Origin of the sequence: Shewanella sp. BJSY2023SW007 (assembly GCF_047314525.1) — a bacterium.
Classification (GTDB): domain Bacteria; phylum Pseudomonadota; class Gammaproteobacteria; order Enterobacterales; family Shewanellaceae; genus Shewanella; species Shewanella chilikensis.
The window spans coordinates 12,944-37,356 of record NZ_JBKORL010000004.1 but is presented as its reverse complement, the minus strand read 5'-3'; the positions used below and the strand labels follow the sequence as shown (position 1 = coordinate 37,356).

General features: G+C 52.6%; 23 protein-coding genes. 4 read left to right on the top strand and 19 right to left on the bottom strand.

Annotation, left to right across the window (positions count from 1 at the left end):
- The first annotated feature begins 51 nt into the window (after window positions 1-51).
- Entirely contained in the window at window positions 52-792 is a 741-nt protein-coding gene (locus ACMHXE_RS01070) for a cytochrome b/b6 domain-containing protein (protein ID WP_101052954.1), read from the top strand.
- 97 nt (window positions 793-889) lie between these two features.
- Here the strand turns inward: ACMHXE_RS01070 and cctA are convergent, their stop codons facing one another.
- Window positions 890-1,237, bottom strand: a complete 348-nt coding sequence (cctA, locus tag ACMHXE_RS01065; RefSeq protein ID WP_039032738.1) for a tetraheme c-type cytochrome CctA — start codon at window positions 1,235-1,237, stop codon at window positions 890-892.
- Window positions 1,238-1,541: 304 nt separating this feature from the next.
- Complete coding sequence (gene htpX, locus ACMHXE_RS01060; RefSeq protein ID WP_039032737.1) at window positions 1,542-2,408, bottom strand: protease HtpX; 867 nt, start codon at window positions 2,406-2,408, stop codon at window positions 1,542-1,544.
- A 286-nt stretch (window positions 2,409-2,694) separates the two neighbouring features.
- On the opposite strand from htpX, the gene pepE reads away from it, so the two are divergent.
- Entirely contained in the window at window positions 2,695-3,405 is a 711-nt protein-coding gene (pepE, locus tag ACMHXE_RS01055) for a dipeptidase PepE (RefSeq protein WP_101052952.1), read from the top strand.
- 46 nt (window positions 3,406-3,451) lie between these two features.
- Here pepE and bioD read toward each other — a convergent pair whose 3' ends face one another.
- Genes bioD through bioB form a run of 4 tightly spaced genes read right to left on the bottom strand, consistent with a single transcriptional unit; the run spans window position 3,452 to window position 7,178 of the window.
- Window positions 3,452-4,141, bottom strand: a complete 690-nt coding sequence (gene bioD, locus ACMHXE_RS01050) for a dethiobiotin synthase (protein WP_221056216.1) — start codon at window positions 4,139-4,141, stop codon at window positions 3,452-3,454.
- A gap of 37 nt (window positions 4,142-4,178) precedes the next feature.
- Window positions 4,179-4,970, bottom strand: a complete 792-nt coding sequence (locus ACMHXE_RS01045) for a methyltransferase domain-containing protein (RefSeq protein ID WP_413731138.1) — start codon at window positions 4,968-4,970, stop codon at window positions 4,179-4,181.
- Window positions 4,967-6,112: an aminotransferase class I/II-fold pyridoxal phosphate-dependent enzyme gene (locus tag ACMHXE_RS01040; RefSeq protein WP_413731136.1), complete on the bottom strand. Its 1,146-nt coding sequence runs from the start codon at window positions 6,110-6,112 to the stop codon at window positions 4,967-4,969. Before ACMHXE_RS01040 ends, ACMHXE_RS01045 begins: the two co-directional genes overlap by 4 nt.
- Before the next feature lies 1 nt (window position 6,113).
- Window positions 6,114-7,178 carry a biotin synthase BioB gene (gene bioB / locus ACMHXE_RS01035; RefSeq protein ID WP_107110643.1) on the bottom strand — a complete coding sequence of 355 codons (1,065 nt, stop codon included), beginning with the start codon at window positions 7,176-7,178 and terminating at the stop codon, window positions 6,114-6,116.
- Between the two features lie 175 nt (window positions 7,179-7,353).
- On the opposite strand from bioB, the gene bioA reads away from it, so the two are divergent.
- Window positions 7,354-8,670 (top strand): adenosylmethionine--8-amino-7-oxononanoate transaminase, encoded by a 1,317-nt coding sequence (gene bioA, locus ACMHXE_RS01030; RefSeq protein ID WP_413731134.1) that lies wholly within the window; start codon window positions 7,354-7,356, stop codon window positions 8,668-8,670.
- Window positions 8,671-8,782: 112 nt separating this feature from the next.
- On the opposite strand, the gene ACMHXE_RS01025 is transcribed toward bioA, so the two are convergent.
- The 3 genes from ACMHXE_RS01025 to cobB form a co-directional block, all read right to left on the bottom strand.
- Window positions 8,783-10,816 (bottom strand): multiheme c-type cytochrome, encoded by a 2,034-nt coding sequence (locus ACMHXE_RS01025; RefSeq protein ID WP_413731132.1) that lies wholly within the window; start codon window positions 10,814-10,816, stop codon window positions 8,783-8,785.
- A 352-nt stretch (window positions 10,817-11,168) separates the two neighbouring features.
- Window positions 11,169-11,648 carry an AAA family ATPase gene (locus tag ACMHXE_RS01020; RefSeq protein ID WP_101052942.1) on the bottom strand — a complete coding sequence of 160 codons (480 nt, stop codon included), beginning with the start codon at window positions 11,646-11,648 and terminating at the stop codon, window positions 11,169-11,171.
- A complete protein-coding gene (gene cobB / locus ACMHXE_RS01015; protein ID WP_101052940.1) occupies window positions 11,648-12,382 on the bottom strand; it encodes a Sir2 family NAD+-dependent deacetylase in 735 nt (244 codons plus the stop codon). The genes ACMHXE_RS01020 and cobB overlap by 1 nt, the downstream gene beginning before the upstream one ends.
- Before the next feature lie 260 nt (window positions 12,383-12,642).
- Here cobB and fur point away from each other — a divergent pair, with 260 nt between their 5' ends.
- Window positions 12,643-13,074 (top strand): ferric iron uptake transcriptional regulator, encoded by a 432-nt coding sequence (gene fur, locus ACMHXE_RS01010; RefSeq protein WP_025011008.1) that lies wholly within the window; start codon window positions 12,643-12,645, stop codon window positions 13,072-13,074.
- A gap of 54 nt (window positions 13,075-13,128) precedes the next feature.
- On the opposite strand, the gene ACMHXE_RS01005 is transcribed toward fur, so the two are convergent.
- The 10 genes from ACMHXE_RS01005 to sdhC form a co-directional block, all read right to left on the bottom strand.
- Window positions 13,129-13,410, bottom strand: a complete 282-nt coding sequence (locus tag ACMHXE_RS01005) for a hypothetical protein (protein ID WP_101052938.1) — start codon at window positions 13,408-13,410, stop codon at window positions 13,129-13,131.
- Between the two features lie 91 nt (window positions 13,411-13,501).
- Window positions 13,502-13,915, bottom strand: a complete 414-nt coding sequence (gene rnk, locus ACMHXE_RS01000) for a nucleoside diphosphate kinase regulator (protein ID WP_039032728.1) — start codon at window positions 13,913-13,915, stop codon at window positions 13,502-13,504.
- Window positions 13,916-14,420: 505 nt separating this feature from the next.
- Entirely contained in the window at window positions 14,421-15,293 is an 873-nt protein-coding gene (gene sucD / locus ACMHXE_RS00995; RefSeq protein WP_025011011.1) for a succinate--CoA ligase subunit alpha, read from the bottom strand.
- Window positions 15,293-16,459: an ADP-forming succinate--CoA ligase subunit beta gene (gene sucC, locus ACMHXE_RS00990; RefSeq protein WP_025888715.1), complete on the bottom strand. Its 1,167-nt coding sequence runs from the start codon at window positions 16,457-16,459 to the stop codon at window positions 15,293-15,295. Before sucC ends, sucD begins: the two co-directional genes overlap by 1 nt.
- Window positions 16,460-16,536: 77 nt before the next feature.
- Entirely contained in the window at window positions 16,537-17,733 is a 1,197-nt protein-coding gene (gene odhB / locus ACMHXE_RS00985) for a 2-oxoglutarate dehydrogenase complex dihydrolipoyllysine-residue succinyltransferase (protein ID WP_413731129.1), read from the bottom strand.
- A gap of 30 nt (window positions 17,734-17,763) precedes the next feature.
- Complete coding sequence (sucA, locus tag ACMHXE_RS00980; protein WP_101052934.1) at window positions 17,764-20,586, bottom strand: 2-oxoglutarate dehydrogenase E1 component; 2,823 nt, start codon at window positions 20,584-20,586, stop codon at window positions 17,764-17,766.
- Window positions 20,587-20,779: 193 nt separating this feature from the next.
- Window positions 20,780-21,487, bottom strand: coding sequence for a succinate dehydrogenase iron-sulfur subunit (locus tag ACMHXE_RS00975; RefSeq protein ID WP_039032724.1), 708 nt, complete (start codon window positions 21,485-21,487; stop codon window positions 20,780-20,782).
- A gap of 12 nt (window positions 21,488-21,499) precedes the next feature.
- Window positions 21,500-23,266, bottom strand: coding sequence for a succinate dehydrogenase flavoprotein subunit (gene sdhA / locus ACMHXE_RS00970; RefSeq protein ID WP_071477404.1), 1,767 nt, complete (start codon window positions 23,264-23,266; stop codon window positions 21,500-21,502).
- Entirely contained in the window at window positions 23,267-23,614 is a 348-nt protein-coding gene (sdhD, locus tag ACMHXE_RS00965) for a succinate dehydrogenase, hydrophobic membrane anchor protein (protein ID WP_025011016.1), read from the bottom strand.
- Entirely contained in the window at window positions 23,608-24,003 is a 396-nt protein-coding gene (sdhC, locus tag ACMHXE_RS00960; RefSeq protein WP_025011017.1) for a succinate dehydrogenase cytochrome b556 subunit, read from the bottom strand. Before sdhC ends, sdhD begins: the two co-directional genes overlap by 7 nt.
- Window positions 24,004-24,413: the final 410 nt, after the last annotated feature.

Below are 24,413 nucleotides of genomic sequence, written 5' to 3'. Positions count from 1 at the left end.
GCCGCTACAGACGTTAACATAAAGGGGTAAAACAGATCTGGGGGATCAAATATGCAAACAAATACTGCGGGCGAAGTGCGCCTGTCTCGCTATAAGGCCTGGGATCTTCCTACTCGCCTTTTTCATTGGATAAACCTGCTTTTGGTGCTGCTGATGATGACCATCGGCGGGGTAATGATGTTCAAATCTGACTTCGGGATCAGTGGTCTCGACGCCAAAATCGGCCTGAAGACACTGCACGTCTGGATAGGTTATGCCTTTGCCATCAACCTGGCATTCAGATTACTGTGGGGATTATTCGGCCCTATCAAAGCCCGTCTTGGTAAACTACTCCCCAAAAAAGGGGAATTGGCAGGCTATCGTGCAGCACTCAAGAAAGGCGAAAACCCACAATATCTCGGCCATAATCCGGCGGGCAAACTGGCGGTCATCGCTCTGTTTGGTCTGCTGACCCTGATTATGGTGACAGGTTTGGTGCGAGCCGGTACTGACATCTTCTATCCACCGCTGGGCGGCATGGTTCAGGAATATATCGCCGCCGATGGTGTTGAGCCTGCCAGCCTCAAACCCTATGATGACACAGGCGTTAATCCAGACAAGGCTGCAGCGATTAAGGGCGCCAAGGGCTTGGCAGGGAAAGTACATGTCTACAGCGTATATCTGTTGCTTCTCTTGATATTGCTGCACATAGTTGCAGTGATCCACGCCGAGCGTAAGCGTCAGCCCGGTATTATTTCTGCTATGTTTTCAGGCAATAAATATCTGCCAACAACGCCGGTAGATAAAGACTGACAGAGATCTTGGCTCACCATACAGGGCTCGAGATAAGCGCAAGCCAGAAACAATAACGCCGGCATCAAGCCGGCGTTGTCATTCGTGCGATATGCGCTTACTTCAGAGTGCTTTCCGAAGTACGGCCATCATCGTGGCAGCTATCGCAGGTAGGCTTCTGACCTACATTCATGTCGTGGGGAGCATGGCAGTCAGCACACATCAAAGCACCATCGTGTGGCTTGTGTACCGCGTCCATTTCTGCCAGCGAACCGTGACAGCTCTGACACTGTTCAAATTCATAGGCGCCGTCAGCTGAAGGTGAACCATCGGCATGACAGCTTTCACAGCCACCCATATCCGCGTGGAAATCTGACAGCTTCTGATCTTCTGCAAAAGCAGATGGTGACATGGCCAGTGCGGCCAAACCGGCACCGAACAACACACTCAAGAGTTTCTTGCTCACAATAATATCCTCCGATGATGACAGTCGAGCAAAGGTTCTTATGTCAGGTATGACCTTTGTCTCACTATCAGTAAATAGCACGACTTGGATTAACTTAGCCAAGCTTTTGCCAATTGGCAAACTAATTCTGAGTCGCCGCCACTTTAACAACTTGCGCAAAAGCAAAATGTGCGCTGAATCATGTAACCATCGGTTAATTACGGAATTTTACATTTCATTTACCTATAAACATCTGTATCAATAAGCGTTTCAAGCGCATAAAAAAGGAGACCAACAGGTCTCCTTTAGAGAAAGTATTGCTAAATTATCCGCGGTTTCTCAGCGCTTCGATACGCTTTTCAAGCGGTGGGTGACTCATAAAAAGTTCAGTCATTGAACGCTTACCGTTGATACCGAAGGCCGACATATTGGCTGGCATGGCGCCGGTTTCCGGCCCGGTGCGCAGACGTTCAAGGGCTGCAATCATCTTGTTCTTACCGGCAAGGCGAGCGGCACCTTCGTCGGCGCGGAACTCACGAATGCGCGAGAAGTATGCCACCACAATGGATGCCAGAATACCAAACAGCATATCCAGCACAAATACCACAGCCATGTAAGCGATAGTGCCCAGGCCTTCACCCTCTTCATCGTTGCTGGCAACAAAGTTATTGACGATACCGGCAACCACGCGGGCGGCGAAGATAACAAAGGTGTTCACCACGCCCTGGATCAGGGTCAGTGTCACCATGTCACCGTTAGCCACGTGGCTGACTTCGTGCGCCAGTACGGCTTCCACTTCATCGGCGCTCATACCGTAAAGCAAACCTGTACTCACGGCGACCAGAGAGTTGTTTTTACTTGGGCCTGTAGCAAAGGCGTTCAGTTCAGGCGATTGGTAGATGGCCACTTCCGGCATCTTAATCCCGGCCTGCTGCGCCTGACGGGCTACGGTCTCGAGCAACCAACGCTCTGTGTTGTCACGGGGCTGAGTGATCACCTCACAGCCCATGGTTTTCTTGGCCATCCATTTGGAAATCGCCAAGCTGATAAAGGCGCCACCGAAACCGAAGATCGCCGCAAATACCAGCAAGCCACCCATGGTTTGAGTATTGACACCCAAAATAGACATGACAATCGATGCCACCAACAGAATGGCAAGGTTAGTCAAAATCAATAGAAATACACGCTTCATATCAGCTCCTGTAAGGTACCCTTGTACCGGAATTGCGTCATTGCAGACATAATATGTCCACTTGGCGGGAATTCAAGAGGAAAAAGGTAAATTATTGTTTAGCTTTCTGCCTAAACGCCCCGGCTACGCAGAGGAAGCAGTCTAGGTAGACTTGATTAAATCAAACTTAATCAATTGCCGAGTGCGGCTTTTTAACGCGACCAAAAACAGCTGTGGCGATTGTTGAGTGTAAAGGCTTTTTGTTACCATCAAGCAACGCAAATCAATCTGAAGGACAGCGACAATTATGACAATAAATACCCTGCTGCTCAGCAGCTCCCGCGCTGGCGATACCCCCTACCTGGAACATGCCCTGCCCTATATTGAGCCCATGGCAGAAAAAGCCCGCAAGTGGATATTTATCCCTTACGCCGGTGTCAGCATGAGCTACGACAACTATCTGGAAGCCGTGGTTAATGGCCTGGCTCCATTGAGGCTGGATATCTCCTCTATTCATCAACATGGCGACCCCAAGCAAGCCATTCGCGATGCTGACGGCATTCTGGTTGGCGGTGGCAACACCTTCCACCTATTGCATGAATTGTACCGCTACGATCTGCTGCATCTGATCAAAGAGGAAGTCGCCGCCGGCAAACCTTATATCGGCTGGAGTGCAGGCTCAAATATTGCAGGCCTCAGCATACGTACCACCAATGATATGCCTATCATAGAGCCGCCGTCATTCAGTGCCCTTGGCCTGCTGCCACTGCAGATCAATCCGCATTACAGCAACTACAAGGCACCGGGTCACAATGGTGAAACCCGAGCCCAGCGTTTACTTGAGTTTACTTGTGTCGATCCCAAGACGCCGGTACTGGCCATCCAGGAAGGAAGCGCCCTGTTACTGCAGAACAATAAACTGAGTCTTTTGGGAGATAAGGAAGCTTATCTGTTCAGCGGTGTAGAGCAGGAGATCCCCGTGCCTGTAGGCAGTGATCTTTCCAATCTTTTGAGCTAAAAAACACTTGGCCCTACGGGGCCTTGCTGCTTGTTAACTCCAGAGCTCAACCATGTGGTTTAGCCAGCAGAGGGCTCAAATCCAGGTGCTGAGACATGGCCTCGGCACTGGGATGAGCCAGATGCGGCACCACTCCCAATAGCGGCGCCTGCATCAAGTCTTTAAGGCTGGCCAGGTTTTCATCGAAGCGACTCATATCGGCTTCGGCGCGGTTGGCGACCCAACCGGCGATTTCAAGCCCATCGGCGCGGATCACTTCCTGGGTCAACACGGCATGATTAAGGCAGCCAAGCTTCATTCCCACCACCAGAATCACAGGTAGAGCCAGCCCCTGCACCGCTTCCGATAAGAAACGCCCCTCCCCCAAAGGCAAACGCCAACCACCGGCACCTTCTATCAGGCAGAAATCGGCCATGGCATATTGGGTAAAATCCAGTGCCGCCAGTACCGCCTCTGGGCTGATATCCAGGCCGAGATCGGCGGCAGCAATATGAGGGGCAATCGCCGGCTCAAAACTGAAAGGATTTACCTTGTCGTACTGCAGTTTCAGAGTGGATTCATCCATCAAGGCCAGGGCGTCCGGGTTTCTCAGCCCGTAAGGAGTGTTATGGCAACCCGAGGCCAAGGGTTTTACCCCCAAGGTTTTCAAGCCATGCTCGACTCGTGCCTTATGCAGCAGCGCGGCCCCGACCTGAGTCTTGCCACTGTCGGTATCTGTACCTGTTACAAAAAAAATCATCGCTGAACTACCCCTACAGCCAAAACATCAATGGTTATTTTCGGGCCTGAACCATTACTATCCTGTATGTCAGCGGCATTCCCTTGTCCGTTCTAAGGACTTCGGCCTGCCCGTTAAGTGTATGCCAAAAACCCTTTCCCTTGAGCCCGGCACCTGAGTTTTTGTCGGCGCCGACTGAAGCGCCGACCCCCTTGATGGAGTAAAGCAATTCCCTGAGATTGGCAAAATGGCACTGAAAGGTGCGGCTTTGCGTGTGCAAGCTCTGCCAGGGATGCTGGCCCAGCGCTTGCACCAACATATCCTCGGCTGCAAACGCCTTGACTCGCAGCCCCAGCGTCTGTAATTCGGGCAAACTGCCCCGGGCCACTATGGCAAGGCGCGCCGAGCCGCCCGGGCGCATGACCCGAAAAATCTCCGCCAAGGCGGCCGGAATATCGCCGCACCACTGCAGCGCCAGGTTGGAATAAACCGCATCAAAGCTGTTGTCGCCAAAGGGAAGCTGCTCGGCATTGCCACAAACAGCCTGATAATCCGGGAAATTTCCCTTCAGCTGCTTGAGCATTCCGCTGGCGATATCCAGGGCGGTCACGCTTTGGGGGCCGAGCGTGGCAAAAGCCGTGCCCGGACCTGCACCTATATCCAGCAGTTTTCCTGAGTGTGGGCAATCGTCCCAGTCAAGCAAGGCTTCGGCCGTCAGACGCTGCACCCTATTGTGGCGCTCATAAGCGCTTGCCGCCTTGGAAAAACGCCCGGCGACATCCCCAAGCGGCACGGATTGCACCAGGCCTGTATGATTGGCCAGAGGCTCATGACTCATGTTGCTCATGCCATCAGCTCCGCCAGTGCCGAGGCCAAGGCCAGTATATCCTGCTCCCTGTGCTCGGCGCTCAGGGTAATACGCAGTCTGGCACTGCCTTGGGGGACTGTGGGGGGCCGAATCGCCCCCACCAGGAAGCCGCGTTCCAAAAGCCTTGCCGCAAGCGCCATACACTTGTCACTCTCACCCACCAACAGAGGTTGAATTGGCGACTCAGATGGCATCAAGGAGATCCCCGCCGCTTGGCAGCTGCGGCGAAACAAAGCGATATTGGCGTTGAGGCGCTCGAGCAAAGGCTCTTGCTGGATCAGCTCCAGAGCCTCGAGCACGCCTATACAGCAGGCCGGTGACAGCGCGGTGGAATAGATGTATTCACGGGCATTGGCCACCAGATAGTCTATCAATTCCTGCGAGCCCACAATCGCCGCGCCCTGACCACCGAGCGCCTTGCCAAAGGTCACCAAGCGGGCAAATACCGGCAAGGGTGAAGACTCAAATAGGCCGAAGCCGTGGGCATCATCGAGAATAAGCGGGCTGCCGTGCTCTTGGCACAAGTGGCTCAATTTACCGAGCGGCGCCCTGTCGCCATCCATGCTGAACACGGTTTCAGTGAGCACTGCGCTGCCGGGATGCCGGGCCAAAAGCGCTGTGGCAGCCGCCATATCGTTATGGGCAAAACGCCGTATTTTGGCCTTTGAGTCGCGCAGGCCATCTATCATGGAGGCGTGCACCAATTTGTCGGCAATCACTGTATCTTCGGCGCTAAACAGGGTTTTCATCAGCGCAGTGTTGGCGGCAAAACCACAGCTGAACAGTAACGCCGCTTCTGCACCGCGCGCCCGGCACAGACCTTGTTCCAGCTTGAGATGCGCCTCGCTGTAACCCGAAACCAGAGGTGAAGCGCCGCTGCCGCAGCCATAGATCTCTGCGCCTTTGGCAAGCGCAGAGATGACCTTGGGATGACGGGCCAGGCCCAGATAATCATTGGCGGCAAAATCCAGCAATGGTTTGCCTGTGGCTTGGGCTTGGGCAACAGGATGCAATAGTCGCTCACGGCCGGGCGCTGCAGCGAAGCAGCGCCTTTGCCTGAGCAAACCGCCGCGCGCAAGCTCCTCACGGCGGCGGGCCATTTTGTCCAGCAATGAGGTCAAGTTACAGGGCTCCGGCGTCGTAAAACTGTCCCTGAGCCTTGTTATTGATAGCCTCTGCCTTGGCCGCGGCGCGGGCTATTTCGGCGCCCTCTTCCTCGACCGTGGCGGCCTTGCCTTGCTCCGGGGTCAATCCCAGACGGCGGAACAGGCTCATATCGTCATTTTCTTCCGGGTTGGCGGTGGTCAACAGCTTGCACCCATAGAAAATCGAGTTGGCCCCGGCAAAGAAACACATGGCCTGCAGCTCATCTGTCATATTTTCACGCCCGGCCGACAAGCGAACCCGCGACAAAGGCATCATGATTCTGGCCACGGCTATGGTGCGCACAAACTCCAGTGGATCCAGGTCGTCCAGGCTGTCCAGCGGCGTACCGGCCACCTTGACCAACATATTGATAGGCACAGAGTCGGGATGTTGCTCCATATTAGCCAACTGCTGCAGCAAGCCCGCCCTGTCGGTGGCCTGCTCGCCCATACCGACAATCCCGCCGGAGCATACCTTCATACCGGCGGCGCGCACATTGGCCAAGGTGTCCAATCGCTGCTGATAGGTGCGGGTGGTGATGATATCACCATAGTATTCCGGCGAGGTATCCAGGTTATGGTTGTAGTAATCCAGCCCGGCTTCGGCCAGCTCGTTGGCCTGGTTTTCGCTGAGCATACCCAGGGTCATACAGGTTTCCATCCCCAGGGATTTAACCTCCTGCACCATCTGCTTGAGATAAGGCATATCGCGCTCATGCGGGTTACGCCAGGCGGCTCCCATGCAGAAGCGGGTCGCACCGGCGGCCTTGGCACTTCTGGCCTCTGTCAGTACCTTTTCCATCTCCAGCAGACGCTCTTTTTCCAATCCTGTGTCGTAGCGGGCGCTCTGGGGGCAATATTTGCAATCTTCCGGACAGGCCCCCGTCTTGATTGACAACAGACGACTGACCTGAACTTCATTGGGATTGAAATGGGTTCTGTGCACGCTGTGGGCACGAAACAACAAATCATTCATAGGCAGGGCAAAGAGGGCTTCAACCTCTTCGCGGCGCCAGTCATGGCGCAGCTCTGTATTGGACATATTCTGTGTTACCTGAGTCTGATCTATTTGTTGCTGAAGCCGATTTTGCCGATTAATCCTTCGGGGTTCCGGGTTCAGTTGGCTGCTTGAAGGCCTGAATTATTTTCGTTAGCATACCCGCGACACCCTCACTGTCAACGCCAACCAGTTGCACAGGTTTACCTTTGGTTAATATATGAGCATAGATTATTGTTTTGACCGTCAGCACATCTGGCATCCCTACACTTCCATGAGCCACACCCTACCCGTTTATGGGGTCAAAGCCGCCGAGGGCGTACGCCTGACGCTGGAGGATGGTCGTGAGCTTATCGACGGCACCAGCTCCTGGTGGGCCTGCGTTCATGGTTACAGCCACCCGGCAATTCTCGGCGCCATGGAAGAGCAACTCAAACGCCTGAGTCATGTGATGTTCGGAGGGATCACCCATGAGAGCGCCATCGAACTGTGTCGCCAACTCATCACTATTACCCCGGAGCCATTGACCAAGGTGTTTCTGGCTGACTCAGGCTCCATTGCAGTGGAGGTGGCGCTGAAGATGGCACTGCAATACTGGCAAGGACAAAACAAGACAGAAAAAAACCGCATCATGACGGTCAAGCAGGGCTACCATGGCGACACGTTCGCCGCCATGAGCGTCTGCGACCCGGAGGGCGGCATGCACACCATGTTTGGTGACAATGTGGCCCAGCAACTGTTTGCCCCGGCGCCGAGCACACCCTTTGGTGAAGCCGCTAAAGCAGATGACATCGCCGGACTCGAGGCCATGCTGGCCGAGCACGGCACGCAAACCGCCGCGCTGATCCTCGAGCCCATAATGCAAGGTGCCGGTGGCATGTGGTTTTACAGCGCCGACTATCTCAAGGCGGCAAGAGCCCTGTGCGACAAGTACGATGTACTGTTGATCCTGGATGAAATCGCCACAGGTTTTGGGCGCACAGGTAAGCTGTTTGCCTGCGAACATGCCGACATAGCACCGGACATCATGTGTGTCGGCAAGGCGCTCACCGGCGGCTATATCAGTCTAGCGGCGACGCTGTGCAGCGATAAAGTGGCGGCGGGCATAGACAGCTCCCCTGCCGGCGTATTTATGCATGGGCCAACCTTTATGGCCAATCCTCTGGCCTGTAGCGCCGGCCGCGCCAGCCTGGCCCTGCTGGCAAGCGGTGAGTGGCAAGCTCAGGTCAAGGCCATTGAAACTCAGCTTAAACAGGAACTGGCACCGGCAGCGGCACTGCCGGAAGTCAAAGCGGTACGGGTGCTTGGCGCCGTTGGCGTACTGGAGATGCACAGACAGGTCAATACCGCGGCGCTGCAGGCCGAATTTGTTGCCCGTGGCGTGTGGATCCGCCCCTTTGGTAAACTCATCTATATCATGCCGCCCTATGGTATCAGCGCAGAAGAGCTGAGCTGCCTGAGCCGGGCCATGCTGGAAGTGGCCGCACTGACGAGCGAGCATGCAGCAGATGACAGCGCCTTCGTCAGCCACGGCTGAGCCTAGAACACCTCAACTCTACTCAGGACAGCAAAAAAAGCGGCTCAAATGAGCCGCTTTGTCTTGAGGTAAACCAAGCCTTGCAGGGAATGTTTACTCAATAAAACGCTAATTAGAACTTATGGTACTTATCGATACCAAAGGTTCTGCCTGTGTCATGACAAGTCGCACAGGATTCGGCACTTGGCTGCTTGAACCACTCAACAGCCGGGATATCCACACTGATATCACCGCCATTTTGACTCATATGCGCCTTGGCTGAATCACTGGTGTGGCAGGCATAACAGTTTGCGGTGACCGGGCTGGTCATCTTGCTGCCGGGCTCCAGAATATACTGGTTGGGCACAGCGGCCAGCGACAGGCCATCCTGGTGACAGGCCACACAACTGCTGGCCGGAGCTATGGCTGCGGCGCCGTTGGCTTTTCCTGTCTGACTCCAGTTGCCATCGGCATCCTGAGCCACTTCACCGACAGTTGCCCCCTTGCCCCAGTGCCAGCTGTGGATCATGGGACCGAAGCCGGCACCATAATCGGCGCTGGTACGGGCCATTCCGTTGCCGTGACAAGCGATACAACCCTTACCACCGTTGTCGAACTCACCGTTCTTGTGGAAGGCTGTCACATCGTTATGGCAAGTAATACAGCTGTTGTCAGCCACCACCTGACGCCGATCAAAGCCGGAGATCTTGCTGCCATCGGTTGGATTGACGACATCAGAATAAGCTGTGAAGGAGACGCCCATGGAGCCGTCGTAACCATCGGCACGAATGCGATCGCGAGTTTGACCACGCACCTTGCCATCATAATACTGCCAACCTTCGCTGGAGAAAGTCACCCGCGCCGAGAACATATAGCCGGCATTCTCATACCCTGCCGCTATGTTGGCCGCGGCATAACACACAGTGCGGGTACCATCGGCATTGTCAGTCTTGGTTTCTGAGTTACGGGTGCCCGGGCGGCCCACCAGGCCATGATTGTCATAGGCATGCAGATATGCACCGGCATAGACTATCGGCTTGGCGGCAACATAACCGGCATTGGCAGGGTCGGCATTATAGTTGTTGCCGATATTGACCAGATTACCTTCTTTATCCTTGACACTAATGGTAGAACACCAACCACCGGCACCATCGGATTCAGGAGTAGAAAGTTCAACTGTGTAAGCCGCACGTAGCGCTTGCAACTTGGTGATCCCGGCTTTCTGCTCATGCAGCTCACGGAAATCCAGACCATTTGAAGGCACTATATCGCCTATCGGGGTTCCTTCTTTACCATGGCAATTGATACAACCAGGGCCGGTAAAGTTGCTGTTAATAGGCGCATCTGTATGACAACTGCTGCAGTTGAGCACGCTGAAGTCTTTGCTGAACTCCCTGTGATTGATATGACCTATCTTGGATAAGGTATTGCTGGCATAACCACCGATAGAGAATCCCTCATCGTTGGTCACTGTCTTGCTGACTGAGCCATGACAAACCAAACAGCCGGCAATAAAATCTACTTCACCGTCCATGCCTTCAGCCACATATCCGGCGTGACGACGTGGGCTCTGGGAGTAATCCACGTGACAGGCATAACAGGCTTCAGTGGTAGTGCTGAATTGACCCTCCGGCTTATTGACAACCAATGCCTTGGAACGGGCAATGGCATCATTACCGCCAACACGCAGCCAAACAATACCCTCAGTAGCCGCATTAACGCCCGCCATCGGCGCTTCAAATATATAATGTCCATCATCAACTTGAGTTAACTTGGCACCTTCTGTCGCCTGAGTGACTGCGCCACCGATATGAACATTGTCCTCTACATTATTAATAGGGTTTTCGTCCCGGTTAAGAATAAAACCTTTGGCAGTCAAAGCAGCCACTTTTGCCTGAACATCGGTAAGGTCATTAATTAAATTACCATTTTCATCTGTCACTTCGAACTCGTAGGTAATTGTCCCCTCGCCCAAAGTGTAATTAATCACTTTAACTTGGGTTTCAACCGATTGGGTTACAGGAGGATTTGTCCCGGGTTTTCCCGGTTCCCCCGGTTTCCCTGGCTCGCCCGGCGCACCGTCTCGACCGTCATCACCATCACTGCAGCCTGCAAGCAGTATCGCCATCACCATCAAAGCAACTCTTTTCTTTTTCAATATGGTCATCTTTCTCTCCTGCCCAAGCACAGGCATACTGTTTGCTCGGCCGTTATTTTATGGCGAACAATCTCGACTCCCGAAACTTAAGCGAAAGTTATAATAATGATTAAGGGGGTCTATCCTGACCCGCGGAAATAATATGACCAAAAATAAAACAAAAGAGTGACCAAAGACACAAGATATAACAAGGAAACAAATTAATACGAATATAATTATTAAAACAACCTTAAAAACAAAACAATATTAACCGCTGCCTTTATTTTAAATAAGAGTCAACTCGGCTATTTCTTTAGTAGAACCATTTTATACCGATATATTGCAATTTCTGAAATCGGGCATTTTAATTTCCATCAAGAAGTTATTCTTCAATTGTTTGAAATTGGCTGGCCATTCTTTGAATGGATTTAAGACTAACACCATGTTTATTTCGCTTGGCACATTCATGCAGATGTGTTTTGCTGCGAACATCGCCAATTTGCTGAATATGCACCCGATAACCCAAGGCCTTCGCAGCCGCTTGATAGGCAGCGAACTCCCACAGCGCCATGTTGGTATTATCACAGATAACCACAGGCACACCCGTTGCCAACGCCTCTATGAAGCGACTCAGATTAAGCTGATGAAATTCCGCTAAACGCGCAGCATCGAAAAAATAACGATCATTTCGATAAAAGAAACTGTCGGTTGAGCAAAGGCCCTTTTCAGTAATACTCTGTACAAGCTCTACAGATAGCTCCTGGATAAACTGCCGAACCCAGTAGGATTTGCCGCTACCGGGCAGACCGCGCATGATGATCGCCAAGCGACTGTTACCATCGATAGTACGGGGCTCAGGCATCAGTTATGGCCGGTTTGGTTACAAATAGACTGACCCGCAAGGATACGCTCCACCAATGGCGGTACCATCTCACTGGCCTTTCCTTGCAAATGGATCTGAAACTGGCTGTGTCTGTCTGCCGGCATCAGATTGACCTCAACGGTGAGCGCACCATGATGATTGGCGCTGTCGACAAAACCGGCAGCGGGATAGACAGTGCCAGAAGTGCCAATGGCAATAAAAAGATCGCAGTGATCCAGCGCATCGTGAATTCTATCCATTCCCAGAGGCATTTCACCGAACCAAACCACATGAGGCCGCAATCGCTGCGCCGGTATACAGCAGGTGCAGGTATTCTCCGGCCCGAAGGGGTCGTGCAATGTAAAAGTTTGCCTCGAGCGCGGACAACGCCCCTTGGAAAGCTCACCGTGCATATGCAGCAAGCGCCTGGATCCAGCTCTCTCGTGGAGATCGTCTATGTTTTGGGTGACAATAAGCAGCTCACCTTCAAATTCCTGCTCGAGGCGAGAGAGCGCCGTGTGGGCGGCGTTGGGTTCTATATTGCCCGAGTGCAGTTGTTGCCAACGACCATTGTAAAAATGTTCAACCAGTTCAGGGTCACGTTCATAACCTTCAGGAGTGGCCACATCCTCGATATGATGTTCTTCCCACAGACCATCTTGATCCCTGAAGGTACGTAAACCGGACTCAGCAGAGATCCCGGCGCCGGTTAAAATCACGATTCGACGATGCATCTGGTATCCTTTTGTTTTTCTGCCATCCTGCCAATAGCGACTCAACAGCGCAATTATGCCTTGGTATAACCATACAAAATGTATGCTTAAATTGCTTGTTTTTATTCAAAATTATGCCGATTATAGCTAAGTTGCCCCACAGAAGTACCAAAAGCCGGATCAGAGGTTTAAGTTTTAGAACAGTACACATATAATGGGGTCTATTATCCACGGACGAACCTATGTGTAATACCAAGGGTTCTGCAATCAAGAGATTAGCCATGACAGATGGAAATCAAGCGCTGAAAAAAGCGGGTTTGAAAATCACCCTGCCACGAGTCAAAATCCTGGAGCTGATGCAAGAACCGGAAAACCAGCATATCAGTGCCGAAGACTTATATAAGAAATTGCTGGATATCGGCGAAGAGATAGGTTTAGCTACCGTTTATCGGGTATTAAATCAGTTTGACGATGCCGGTATTGTCAGCCGTCACCACTTCGAAAGTGGTAAAGCCGTATTTGAACTCTCCACCCAACATCATCACGATCACCTGGTATGCCTGAGCTGTGGCAAAGTGATCGAGTTTTCCGATGACCTTATAGAACGTCGTCAGCATGAAATTGCCATGCGTCACAATATCAAGCTCACCAATCACAGCCTCTACCTCTATGGTGTCTGCACCAACGACAAGTGCGATCACGGCCAAGAGTGATAATTAAAAAAACCAGCGCCAAGCGCTGGTTTTTTATTGTCGGTAATCTTGGAATTACCAATTCAAAGCCAAAGGCTCACCCTTCTTCCTTGGGCAGGCATGATTGAAAAGCATCGGGTCCGCATAACAAAGGAAACGATTATTGGCGAAAAGCCGAAATAACCAGTCTCCCTCTTCTGCAAACTGCGCCGGAGGCGTCAGATTACTCACATGCTTGGGTTCCAGACCGGCAAACTGCATCAGCTTGTCGGCATCATGTTCACTGATCAACTGTGGATCCGCCGGTAATTTACCGCTGCCGGCAGAAAAACCATTGTGGACAAAGTACTGCTTCATCTTTATCTCCTTTCCCTGTCGTTGGTGCATTTCGAATGACCTAAAGATCTGTCACTCTCGTGTCCGTCCAAAGCCTTACCGGCTCCGGCGCCTAACGGTGAAAATCACCTGAACGTTCCGGTTGATAGATGATCTCTTCAATCCGCACTTTCACCATGCCGCCACCCGGACCCGGCCATTCGATTTCATCCCCCTGAGCCAAGCCCAACAGGGCACCGCCAACAGGTGCCAAAATCGAAATTTTACCGGCACTACCATCGGCATCTTTTGGATAAACCAGGCGCAAGGTGAACTCTTCATTGGAGGAAGACATACGAAAACGAACTTCAGAGTTCATGGTTACCACATTATCCGGCATCTCCTTGGATGGCCTGATTTCTGCCCGCTCCAGTTCAGCCTCGAGTGCTTGATGGCCGGGAAAGGCATTCGCCGGCAATGACTCCAGCAAACGCTCCAGGCGATCCATATCCACTTCAGAAATTACGATATTAGGTTGTGTACTCACAGCAATCCTCTACTTTTCAGAAAAGCCGCCTGAGCGGCCCCACATCGGGTCATCCCTTCCCCCATTGAGGGTTGACGCCAATACCCAATCGCTGAAAATCGCCTGACAGGCGTTTCAGACAAATTCAGCTTGATCTTCGGACGCTTTCGCCCCCGAATTGCACTTCAGCGCCGCATTGGGCTAACCAATACGGCGCTGAAATGGTGTTAACACGACATCAAACCCTCTGAGTTGACTCGGATACCCGCGTCAGTGGCTGTCTTGGCGCAGCCCACTACTCGGCTCCAGATAACAACAAACCGACAACCCCAAGAGGGATGATTGATAACAATTTGAATTTTTTATATTTTTAGCGCATTAATGCACCAAGACTCCCCGAAGGAATAACCAGACCCCAATCTAACCTTTTCCCAATCAAATATCCAGCCGGGGGCATCAGAGCTTCATCACAGCAGCCAATAAAAAAGGCGCCTCTCGGCGCCTTTTGTGAGCTTAACGACTGTGCTTACCAGCCGGTCTTCTCACGCAGCGCGCTGCCGATTTCGGCCAGCGAGCGTACGGTAGTCACGCCTGCGGCTTCCAGAGCAGCGAACTTGTCGGCGGCAGTACCCTTACCACCGGCAATAATGGCGCCTGCATGGCCCATACGCTTACCTGCTGGTGCTGTCACACCGGCAATGTAAGAAACCACTGGTTTGGTGACGTTGGCCTTGATGTAAGCCGCCGCTTCTTCTTCGGCAGTACCACCGATTTCACCTATCATCACTATGGCCTCAGTCTGAGGATCGTTCTGGAACATTTCCAGTACGTCGATGAAGTTGGTACCAGGGATTGGGTCACCACCAATGCCGACACAGGTAGACTGGCCGAAACCTTCGTCAGTAGTCTGCTTAACGGCTTCGTAAGTCAGAGTACCGCTGCGGGAAACGATACCCACTTTACCCGGCTTGTGGATGTGACCTGGCATGATGCCTATTTTACATTCGCCTGGAGTGATAACGCCTGGGCAGTTAGGGCCAATCATGCGCACGCCGGTTTCTTCCAGCTTCACTTTCACCTGCAGCATATCCAGAGTTGGGATACCTTCGGTGATACATACGATCAGCTCGATGCCGCCATCAATGGCTTCCAGGATAGCGTCTTTACAGAAAGGCGCAGGTACATAGATAACAGATGCAGTGGCGCCGGTGGCGGCAACAGCATCTTTCACAGTGTTAAATACTGGCAAGCCCAAGTGAGTGGTGCCGCCTTTACCTGGAGACACACCGCCGACCATTTGAGTACCATAGGCAATCGCCTGCTCAGAATGGAAAGTACCCTGACCGCCGGTGAAACCCTGGCAGATAACCTTGGTATCTTTGTTGATTAAAACAGACATTATTTGCCCTCCGCAGCTTTAACTACTTGCTGAGCAGCGTCGGTCAGACTTGTCGCAGCAATGATATCCAAACCTGATTCGGCCAGTACTTTAGAGCCCAGCTCGGCATTGGTACCTTCCAGACGCACAACCACAGGCACTTTCACACCGACTTCTTTCACTGCACCGATAATACCTTCGGCGATCATGTCACAACGCACAATACCACCGAAGATGTTCACCAGAACGGCCTTCACATTGCTGTCAGACAGAATGATCTTGAAGGCTTCGGCAACACGTTCTTTGGTCGCGCCGCCACCTACGTCGAGGAAGTTGGCTGGCTTGCCACCGTGTAGGTTAACGATATCCATGGTACCCATGGCCAGACCGGCACCGTTTACCATGCAACCTACGTTACCGTCCAGAGCCACATAGTTCAGTTCAAACTTGGCTGCGTGGGCTTCACGTGGGTCATCTTGAGAAGGATCATGCATGTCTTTGATCTTTGGCTGACGGAACAGAGCGTTACCATCTACGCCAATCTTGCCGTCCAGACAGTGCAGGTTGCCTTCGGTGGTGATCACCAGAGGGTTGATCTCCAGCAGGGCAAAGTCATGCTCCAGGAACATGGTCGCCAGACCCATAAAGATCTTGGTGAACTGCTTGATTTGAGTTGGGTTCAGACCCAGCTTGAAGCCAAGGTCACGCGCCTGGTAAGGCTGAGGACCTGTGATAGGGTCGATAATGGCTTTGTGGATCAGCTCAGGGGTCTCTTCAGCCACCTTTTCGATTTCCACACCACCTTCGGTAGAAGCCATAAACACGACGCGGCGAGTGCCACGGTCGACAACGGCACCCAGATAGAGTTCGTTGGCGATATCAGTGCAGCTTTCAACCAAAATCTTGGCAACCGGCTGACCTTTTTCATCAGTCTGATAAGTGACCAGATTCTTGCCCAGCCAATGTTCGGCAAAGGCTCTGATCTCTTCTTTGTCGCCAGTGACTTTAACGCCACCTGCCTTACCGCGGCCGCCAGCGTGCACCTGGCACTTGACTACCCACATGTTTCCGCCAATGCGACCGGCTGCTTCAACAGCTTCCTGAGCTGTGTCACAAGCATAGCCTTCTGACACTGGTAAACCATATTCGGCAAATAGGGCTTTTGCCTGATACTCATGCAAATTCATGATGATCTATCCGTATACTACGTTTTAAATCCAACCGGCCCCGAAGGGCCAGTCACGAGGTTATTGTCTGGCGGCGCTTACAAGTCCAGCAGCAGACGAGTTGGGTCTTCCAGCAGATCCTTAATGGTCACCAGGAAGCCAACTGACTCACGACCATCAATAATGCGATGGTCATATGAGAGAGCAAGGTACATCATGGGCAGGATTTCCACCTGGCCATTGACTGCCATTGGGCGATCCTTGATGGCATGCATGCCGAGGATTGCGCTTTGTGGCAGGTTAAGAATAGGCGTCGACATCAAGGAGCCAAACACACCACCGTTGGTCACAGTGAAGTTACCACCTGTCATATCTTCCACTGTCAACTTGCCGTCACGGCCCTTGATAGCCAGTTCGCGAACCGCTTTCTCGATATCGGCCAGGCTCATGGTATCTGTGTCGCGCAGCACAGGCGTTACCAGGCCACGAGGCGTGGAAACGGCGATGCTGACATCGAAGTAGTTGTGGTACAGGATGTCGCTGCCATCGATAGAAGCGTTAACTTCAGGATAACGCTTCAGCGCTTCGGTTACGGCTTTCACATAGAAAGACATAAAGCCAAGACGGATGCCGTGTTTCTTCTCAAAGACTTCCTGATACTTCTTACGGATGTCCATGATAGGCTTCATGTTGACCTCGTTGAAGGTGGTCAGCATGGCGGTGGAGTTCTTGGCTTCCAGCAGACGAGTGGCGATAGTCTTGCGAAGACGCGTCATAGGTACACGCTTCTCACTGCGATCGCCCGCCAGAGTCACAGGTGCTGTGGCAGCAGCAGCGGCAGGCTTGGCAGAGCCTGACTTAACAAAGGCTTCCACATCTTCTTTGGTGATACGACCACCCACACCTGTGCCCTTGATTTGAGCCGCGTCCAGGTTGTGTTCGGCGATCAGGCGACGTACTGATGGGCTCAGGGCATCGTTGCCTTCTGCCACGGCTTCTTCAGCCTTAGGCACAGCGGCTTCGGCCTGCTCTTTGCTCACTTCCTGACCGGCAACCGCGCCGGCAACGAAGTTGGCGATAACCTGCTCGGCCAGGACGGTATCCCCTTCCTGGAACAGCAGTTCGCTGATCTGGCCATCTTCGGGTGCTACAACTTCCAACACCACTTTATCTGTTTCAATATCAACCAGGTTCTGATCACGGGAAACCGGCTCACCAGGCTTAACGTGCCAAGTGGCGATAGTCGCGTCGGCAACAGATTCGGGCAGTACAGGTACCTTGATTTCGATACTCATGGAAAGCTTTCCTTTTTGTATAAATTTCTATTACTTCAGTTTTAATGCGCTAGTGATCAGTGATTCCTGCTGATGCGTATGCAACTCAGGATAGCCACAAGCCGGCGCTGCAGAGGCGTCACGGCCAGCGTAGCTGAGCTGGGCACCTTTTGGAATGGCTGCCCAGAAGTGATGCTGGCTGCAATACCAGGCACCTTGGTTCTGAGGCTCTTCCTGACACCAAACAAAGTCGGTCACATGCTGATAATCTTTCAGGGCAACTGCCATCTCTTCGTGTGGGAAGGGATACAACTGCTCTACCCGCACCAGAGCGACATTATCGATATTCTCTTTGCGGCGACGTTCCAGCAGCTCGTAGTAAACCTTACCGCTACAGAACACCACGCGATCGACCTTGGCGGCATCCAGAGTATCGATTTCACCGATAACGTTCTGGAATTGACCGTTGGCCAGCTCGTCCAGGGAAGACACTGCCAGCGGGTGACGCAGCAGCGACTTGGGAGACATAACCACCAGCGGACGACGCATTGGACGCACTACCTGACGACGCAGCATGTGGTAGACCTGAGCCGGTGTCGAAGGCACACACACTTGCATATTGTGATTGGCGCACAGTTGCAAGAAACGCTCCAGACGAGCACTTGAGTGCTCAGGCCCCTGACCTTCATAGCCGTGTGGCAGCAACATGGTCAAACCGCACAGACGGCCCCACTTCTGCTCACCGGATGACAGGAACTGGTCAATCACCACCTGGGCACAGTTGGCAAAGTCACCGAACTGGGCTTCCCAGATAGTCAGGCCGCCTGGCTCAGCTGTGGCGTAACCGTATTCGAACGCAAGCACTGAGGCTTCAGACAACACTGAGTCGGTGATGTCGATAGGGCCCTGCTCTTCGGCCACATGGCGCAGCGGCAGATAAGTCGTGCCATCGTTCTGGTTGTGCAGCACGGCGTGGCGATGGAAGAAGGTGCCACGACCCGAGTCCTGACCCGTGATCCTGACTCTTTGCTTGTCTTCGAGGATGCTGGCATAGGCCAGAGTCTCGGCAAAGCCCCAGTCCATTAGCTTCTCGCCTTTGGCCATGGCGACGCGGTCGTTGTATATTTTGGCAACCCGTGAGTGCAGCTTATGGCTCTCCGGCACATAACTTATCTTGTCGGCCAGATTCTGCAGACGTTCGCGGGTCATGCCGGATTCAAAAGACTCATCCCACTCGCGGTTCAAATAAGGAGTCCAGTCCACAGTGTGCAGCGTCATTGGACGCCACTCTTTGACCACACAATCCCCTTGATCCAGCGCATCACGATAGTTATTAATCATGGCGGTGACATCGTCGGCCGCAATGCTGTTCTCGGCAATCAACTTGTCGGCGTAGATCTTACGTGGCGTTGGGTGCTTCTTGATCTTGGCGTACATCAGTGGCTGAGTCGCACTGGGCTCATCGGCCTCGTTGTGGCCGTGACGGCGATAACATACCAATTCGATAACCACATCGCGCTTGAAGGTATTGCGGTAATCCACAGCCAACTGAGAGACAAAAGCCACGGCCTCAGGATCGTCGGCATTAACATGGAAAATCGGCGCCTGCACCATCTTGGCGATATCGGTACAGTATTCGGTAGAACGCACATCCTGGTGGTTGGAGGTAGTAAAGCCCACCTGGTTATTGACCACGATGCGGATAGAGCCGCCAACTTTAAAGCCGCGGGTCTGAGACATGTTGAATGTCTCTTGCACAATACCCTGTCCGGCAATGGCCGAGTCACCATGAATGGTAATTGGCATGACCTGCAGGCCATCTTCGCTACCGCGGCGATCCAGTCTGGCGCGCACCGAGCCCATCACTACCGGGTTAACGATTTCCAGGTGTGAAGGGTTAAACGCCAATGCCAGGTGAACATTGCCACCGGGCGTTTCAAAATCGGAAGAGAAGCCCTGATGGTACTTAACGTCCCCTGAACCCAGCGTCTCATGATGCTTGCCGGCAAACTCATCAAAGAGTTCGGCAGGACGCTTGCCCAGAATGTTAACCAAAACGTTAAGACGGCCTCGGTGAGCCATGCCCACGACTATCTCTTTAGTACCCGCTTCACCGGCACGATAGATAATTTCGCGCATCATGGGCACCAGCGAGTCGCCCCCTTCGAGGGAGAAGCGCTTGGCACCGGGGAATTTGGCACCCAAATACTTTTCCATGCCTTCGGCGGCATTCAATCCTTCAAGGATCCGGGTCTTGACTGCCTTATCATAGCTGCCCTTACCCAGTGAAGGTTCGAGACGTTGCTGGATCCAACGTTTCTCTTCGGTATCGGTAATATGCATATATTCGGCGCCGATAGAGCCGCAATAGGTCGCCTTGAGCGCCTTCACCAGCTCACCCAGTTTCAGGGTATCACCGCCATAAGCAAAAGAACCTGTGTTGAACTCCCGCTCCATGTCCTCGCTGGTCAAGCCGTGGAACGCCGGATCCAATTCAGCAACTGTGTCGCGCTTCCACAGTTCCAACGGGTCCAGATTGGCACTCTGGTGACCACGGAAACGGTAGGCGTTGATCAATTGCAGAACTTTTACCTGCTTGGCGTCGACATCAGGATCGGACACGCGGCTGGTACCTTTGCTACGGCCTTCCTGTGCGAGGGAGCGAAAATAGTCACGGATCTTGGAGTGAGAAGCTTCGGGTACATCAGCAGAGGCACCGTTCACGGGAGGGAGTTGCTCAAACACCGCACGCCAGTCGTCAGATACCGAGGTGGGGTCTTCTTGGTAGGCTTCATACATCTCTTCAACGTAGGTCGAGTTCGCCCCACTCAAGTGAGATGATTCGAGCCAGGCTTTCATGCTGCCTTGGTGCATTTCTTATCCTTTCAAACTTGATACACGTGCTTAGCCATATTTTCCCTGCCTAGGCAGGGTCTCAGCCGCCCCTGGGACATCCGGATGTTACGGCCTTTTGTAGTCCTTTACACACAAAGAGCCACTTTCTGCCCAGAGAAAGTGACTCCCCACGAGCCTATGTAATTATTGGATTAAGCTCGTCGTCTTGCATTTATACAGCCCGCTTCAGCAACATGGACTTGATGTGTCCGATGGCCTTGGTTGGGTTCAGGCCTTTCGGACAAACATCCACACAGTTCATAATGCCGTGGCAACGGAAGACGCTGTATGCATCATCCAGCTCGCTCAGACGCTCCTCGGTCGCAGTATCACGGCTGTCTATCAGGAAGCGATAGGCATGCAGCAGACCACTGGGGCCAACAAATTTGTCCGGGTTCCACCAGAATGATGGGCAAGCCGTAGAACAACAAGCACACATGATACATTCATACAGACCATCCAGGTGAGCACGCTCCTCCGGTGACTGCAGATGTTCACGGGCCGGCTTCTTCTCATCATTGATGAGGTACGGCTTGATCTTCTCGTATTGCTTGTAAAACTGACTCAGGTCAACCACCAAATCACGCACCACAGGCATACCGGGCAGAGGACGGATTTCAATCTTCTTGCCCTTGAATGCAGATACAGGCGTGATACAGGCCAGACCGTTTTTACCGTTCATATTCATGCCGTCTGAGCCACAAACCCCTTCGCGACAAGAGCGACGGAAAGACAGGCTTGGGTCCTGCTCTTTAAGCTTGAGCAGGGCATCCAATACCATCATATCGGTGCCTTCGGCCACTTCCAGGCTGTAATCCTGCATGTAGGGTTTAGTGTCTACATCAGGATTGTAGCGATAAACTGCAATATCCAATTTCATCTTCGCAACTCCTTAGTAGGTACGCTTCTTCGGCGGGAAGGCTTCACGTGTCTTGGGCGCCATGTTCACTTCACGGGTGGACATGGTTTCGTTGACTGGGTCAAACAGGCTGTGACACAGCCAGTTGGCGTCATCACGCTCAGGGAAGTCTTCACGGCTGTGAGCACCACGGCTCTCGGTACGGAAGTTGGCTGCGTAAGCAGATGCGATAGCTGTTGCCATCAGGTTATCCAGTTCCAAACACTCGATACGCTGAGTGTTGAACTCTCTGGAGTTGTCAGATAGCTTGGCATTGGCCAGACGCTCACGAATTTTCTGCAGTTCTTTCAGGCCTTCGGCCATGGCATCACCGCTACGGAATACCGAAAAGTTCAGTTGCATGCACATCTGCAGATCTTTACGGATAACCGCTGGATCTTCACCGTCTTTATTGCTTTCCCAACGATTCAGACGCTCGAGAGACTTCTGAATATCGGCTTCAGTCGCAGCTTTGGGATCTGCGGTTTCATCCAGCGCTTTACCCAGATGTTGACCGGCTGCACGACCGAACACTACCAAGTCGAGTAGTGAGTTACCACCCAGACGGTTGGCACCGTGAACCGATACACAAGCAATTTCGCCCACGGCGAACAGACCCTTGATATCTTCTTCAGTACCATCGGCGTTCTTGTGGATCACCTGACCGGATACCTTGGTTGGCAGACCACCCATCATATAGTGACAGGTCGGGATAACCGGAATTGGGCCATCGGCGGGGTCTATGTGAGCAAAGGTACGGGACAGTTCACATACACCAGGCAGACGCGCTTCCAGGGTTTCTTTGCCCAGATGGTCCAGCTTCAGCTTCAGGTGTGGGCCCATAGGACCTTCACAACCGCGGCCTTCACGAATCTCTGTCATCATGGAGCGGGCAACCACGTCACGGGATGCCAGGTCTTTGGCGTTGGGTGCATAGCGCTCCATGAAGCGTTCGCCGTCTTTATTGAGCAGGTAACCGCCCTCACCACGACAACCTTCAGTCACCAGAACACCGGCACCGGCAATCCCGGTTGGGTGGAACTGCCACATTTCCATGTCCTGCAGCTGAACCCCGGCACGGGCAGCCATACCAACACCATCACCTGTGTTGATGTGAGCATTGGTAGTAGAAGCAAAGATACGACCGGCGCCGCCAGTAGCCAACACTGTGGCCTTGGCTTTGAAGTAAACAATTTCACCGGTTTCAATTTCGATTGCAGTACAACCTACGATGGCACCGTCTTCGTTTTTAACCAGATCCAAGGCATACCACTCGGAAAATACCTGAGTCTTGTTCTTGACGTTCTGCTGGTACAAGCAGTGCAGCAGAGCGTGGCCGGTACGGTCAGCAGCAGCCGCGGTACGGGCCGCCTGCTCACCACCGAAATTCTTGGATTGACCGCCGAAAGGACGCTGATAAATAGTGCCGTTTTCAAAGCGGGAGAATGGCAGACCCATCTGCTCCAGCTCGATAACCGCTTCGGGGCCAGTCTGACACATGTACTCGATGGCATCCTGGTCACCGATGAAGTCGGAACCTTTTACCGTGTCGTACATATGGTGTTCCCAGTTGTCCTCGTGGGCATTACCCAGAGCAACAGTGATCCCGCCCTGAGCCGAAACCGTGTGAGAACGTGTAGGAAAAACCTTGGACAGGAGCGCACAGCTCTTGCCCTCTTGAGAAATCTGCAGTGCTGCGCGCATGCCGGCACCACCGGCACCAATCACGACAGCGTCAAACTCGCGTACTGGAATAGCCACTTAAACACCCCACACTATTACTATGCCCGACGCCAGATAAGCAAAGGCGGTCACGACAAAGACAAACTGTAAAACCCCACGCAGTGCTACGTTTTTGACGTAGTCAGTCAGTACCTGCCAGATACCGATCCAGGCATGGATCAGCAACGCAATCAGCGCCAGCAGAGTAAAGACTTTCATCGGCAGTGAAGCAAACAGCCCATGCCAGACGTCGTAGGTGAGAGGTGAACTGCAAGCTGCGAATCCGACCAGGAATATAGTGTAAACGGCCAGAATGACAGCACTTGCGCGTAATAGGATGAAGTCATGAACACCACTGCGTCCAAAACTCGCTGCATTGGTTACCATACCCAGATCCCCGCTAATACAGAAAACACTGCGGTCAGGACAAATACTGCCTTGGCCGATGCCTTACCCGAAGGTAACTCTTCCCAACGACCGGTATCCATTACCAGGTGACGCAAGCCGCCCAGCAAATGATAAGCCAGTGCGGTCAGAATGCCCCACAGGATAAACTTCACCACGAAGTTGTCTAACAGAGATTGTACGCCTTGGAAACTCTCGGCCGACGCCAGCGAGGCATTCAGCAACCAGAGAAGTATACCAACAGCGAACAGCATGATGACACCGGATACCCGGTGTAGAATGGACACAATTGCAGTCGCCGGGAAGCGAATGGTCTGCAGATCTAAATGGACAGGTCTTTGCTTTTTCACGTTCTGCTCACTCAGCTCCATTGAGCATTTTTTTTGTTATGTGAACCGATTTTGCTCTTACACAGTTCTGTGACTGAAGTCACAGAGAAGGGTTTCACAATAGAAGGTTGAAACAAAAAGCTAACTTGTTGACAACACACAAAATTAGTTAATTAGTGATATGCTAACCAAGCCCGCCGTTTGTAGCTCTTGCGAGCCGCAGCAAGTATACTCGTCGTAAATGTCAAATACAAACATCACATTATCCAAATTTTGTTTTTTTGCCCTTTTTACAGGATAAGTGCTGGTGTTATCAGGGAAATTGGTCTTACCTATACCATGGTCTAACGAATTTAAACGCTTATTTAAATTGAAATGTGATCTGGATTGGCTGTAAAGTAATGGCCGTTTGACATGCCGCACTCACATAAGAATGAAGTAAGGAGAACGGG

Excerpts from the sequence above, each read along its gene's own strand:
- ACMHXE_RS01070 (WP_101052954.1), top strand. The coding sequence starts at position 52 with ATGCAAACAAATACTGCGGGCGAAGTGCGCCTGTCTCGCTATAAGGCC.
- htpX (WP_039032737.1), bottom strand. The coding sequence starts at position 2,408 with ATGAAGCGTGTATTTCTATTGATTTTGACTAACCTTGCCATTCTGTTG.
- pepE (WP_101052952.1), top strand. The coding sequence starts at position 2,695 with ATGACAATAAATACCCTGCTGCTCAGCAGCTCCCGCGCTGGCGATACC.
- ACMHXE_RS01045 (WP_413731138.1), bottom strand. The coding sequence starts at position 4,970 with ATGAGCAACATGAGTCATGAGCCTCTGGCCAATCATACAGGCCTGGTG.
- bioB (WP_107110643.1), bottom strand. The coding sequence starts at position 7,178 with ATGTCCAATACAGAGCTGCGCCATGACTGGCGCCGCGAAGAGGTTGAA.
- bioA (WP_413731134.1), top strand. The coding sequence starts at position 7,354 with ATGAGCATAGATTATTGTTTTGACCGTCAGCACATCTGGCATCCCTAC.
- ACMHXE_RS01025 (WP_413731132.1), bottom strand. The coding sequence starts at position 10,816 with ATGACCATATTGAAAAAGAAAAGAGTTGCTTTGATGGTGATGGCGATA.
- ACMHXE_RS01020 (WP_101052942.1), bottom strand. The coding sequence starts at position 11,648 with ATGCCTGAGCCCCGTACTATCGATGGTAACAGTCGCTTGGCGATCATC.
- cobB (WP_101052940.1), bottom strand. The coding sequence starts at position 12,382 with ATGCATCGTCGAATCGTGATTTTAACCGGCGCCGGGATCTCTGCTGAG.
- fur (WP_025011008.1), top strand. The coding sequence starts at position 12,643 with ATGACAGATGGAAATCAAGCGCTGAAAAAAGCGGGTTTGAAAATCACC.
- ACMHXE_RS01005 (WP_101052938.1), bottom strand. The coding sequence starts at position 13,410 with ATGAAGCAGTACTTTGTCCACAATGGTTTTTCTGCCGGCAGCGGTAAA.
- sucD (WP_025011011.1), bottom strand. The coding sequence starts at position 15,293 with ATGTCTGTTTTAATCAACAAAGATACCAAGGTTATCTGCCAGGGTTTC.
- sucC (WP_025888715.1), bottom strand. The coding sequence starts at position 16,459 with ATGAATTTGCATGAGTATCAGGCAAAAGCCCTATTTGCCGAATATGGT.
- odhB (WP_413731129.1), bottom strand. The coding sequence starts at position 17,733 with ATGAGTATCGAAATCAAGGTACCTGTACTGCCCGAATCTGTTGCCGAC.
- sucA (WP_101052934.1), bottom strand. The coding sequence starts at position 20,586 with ATGCACCAAGGCAGCATGAAAGCCTGGCTCGAATCATCTCACTTGAGT.
- ACMHXE_RS00975 (WP_039032724.1), bottom strand. The coding sequence starts at position 21,487 with ATGAAATTGGATATTGCAGTTTATCGCTACAATCCTGATGTAGACACT.
- sdhD (WP_025011016.1), bottom strand. The coding sequence starts at position 23,614 with ATGGTAACCAATGCAGCGAGTTTTGGACGCAGTGGTGTTCATGACTTC.
- sdhC (WP_025011017.1), bottom strand. The coding sequence starts at position 24,003 with ATGGAGCTGAGTGAGCAGAACGTGAAAAAGCAAAGACCTGTCCATTTA.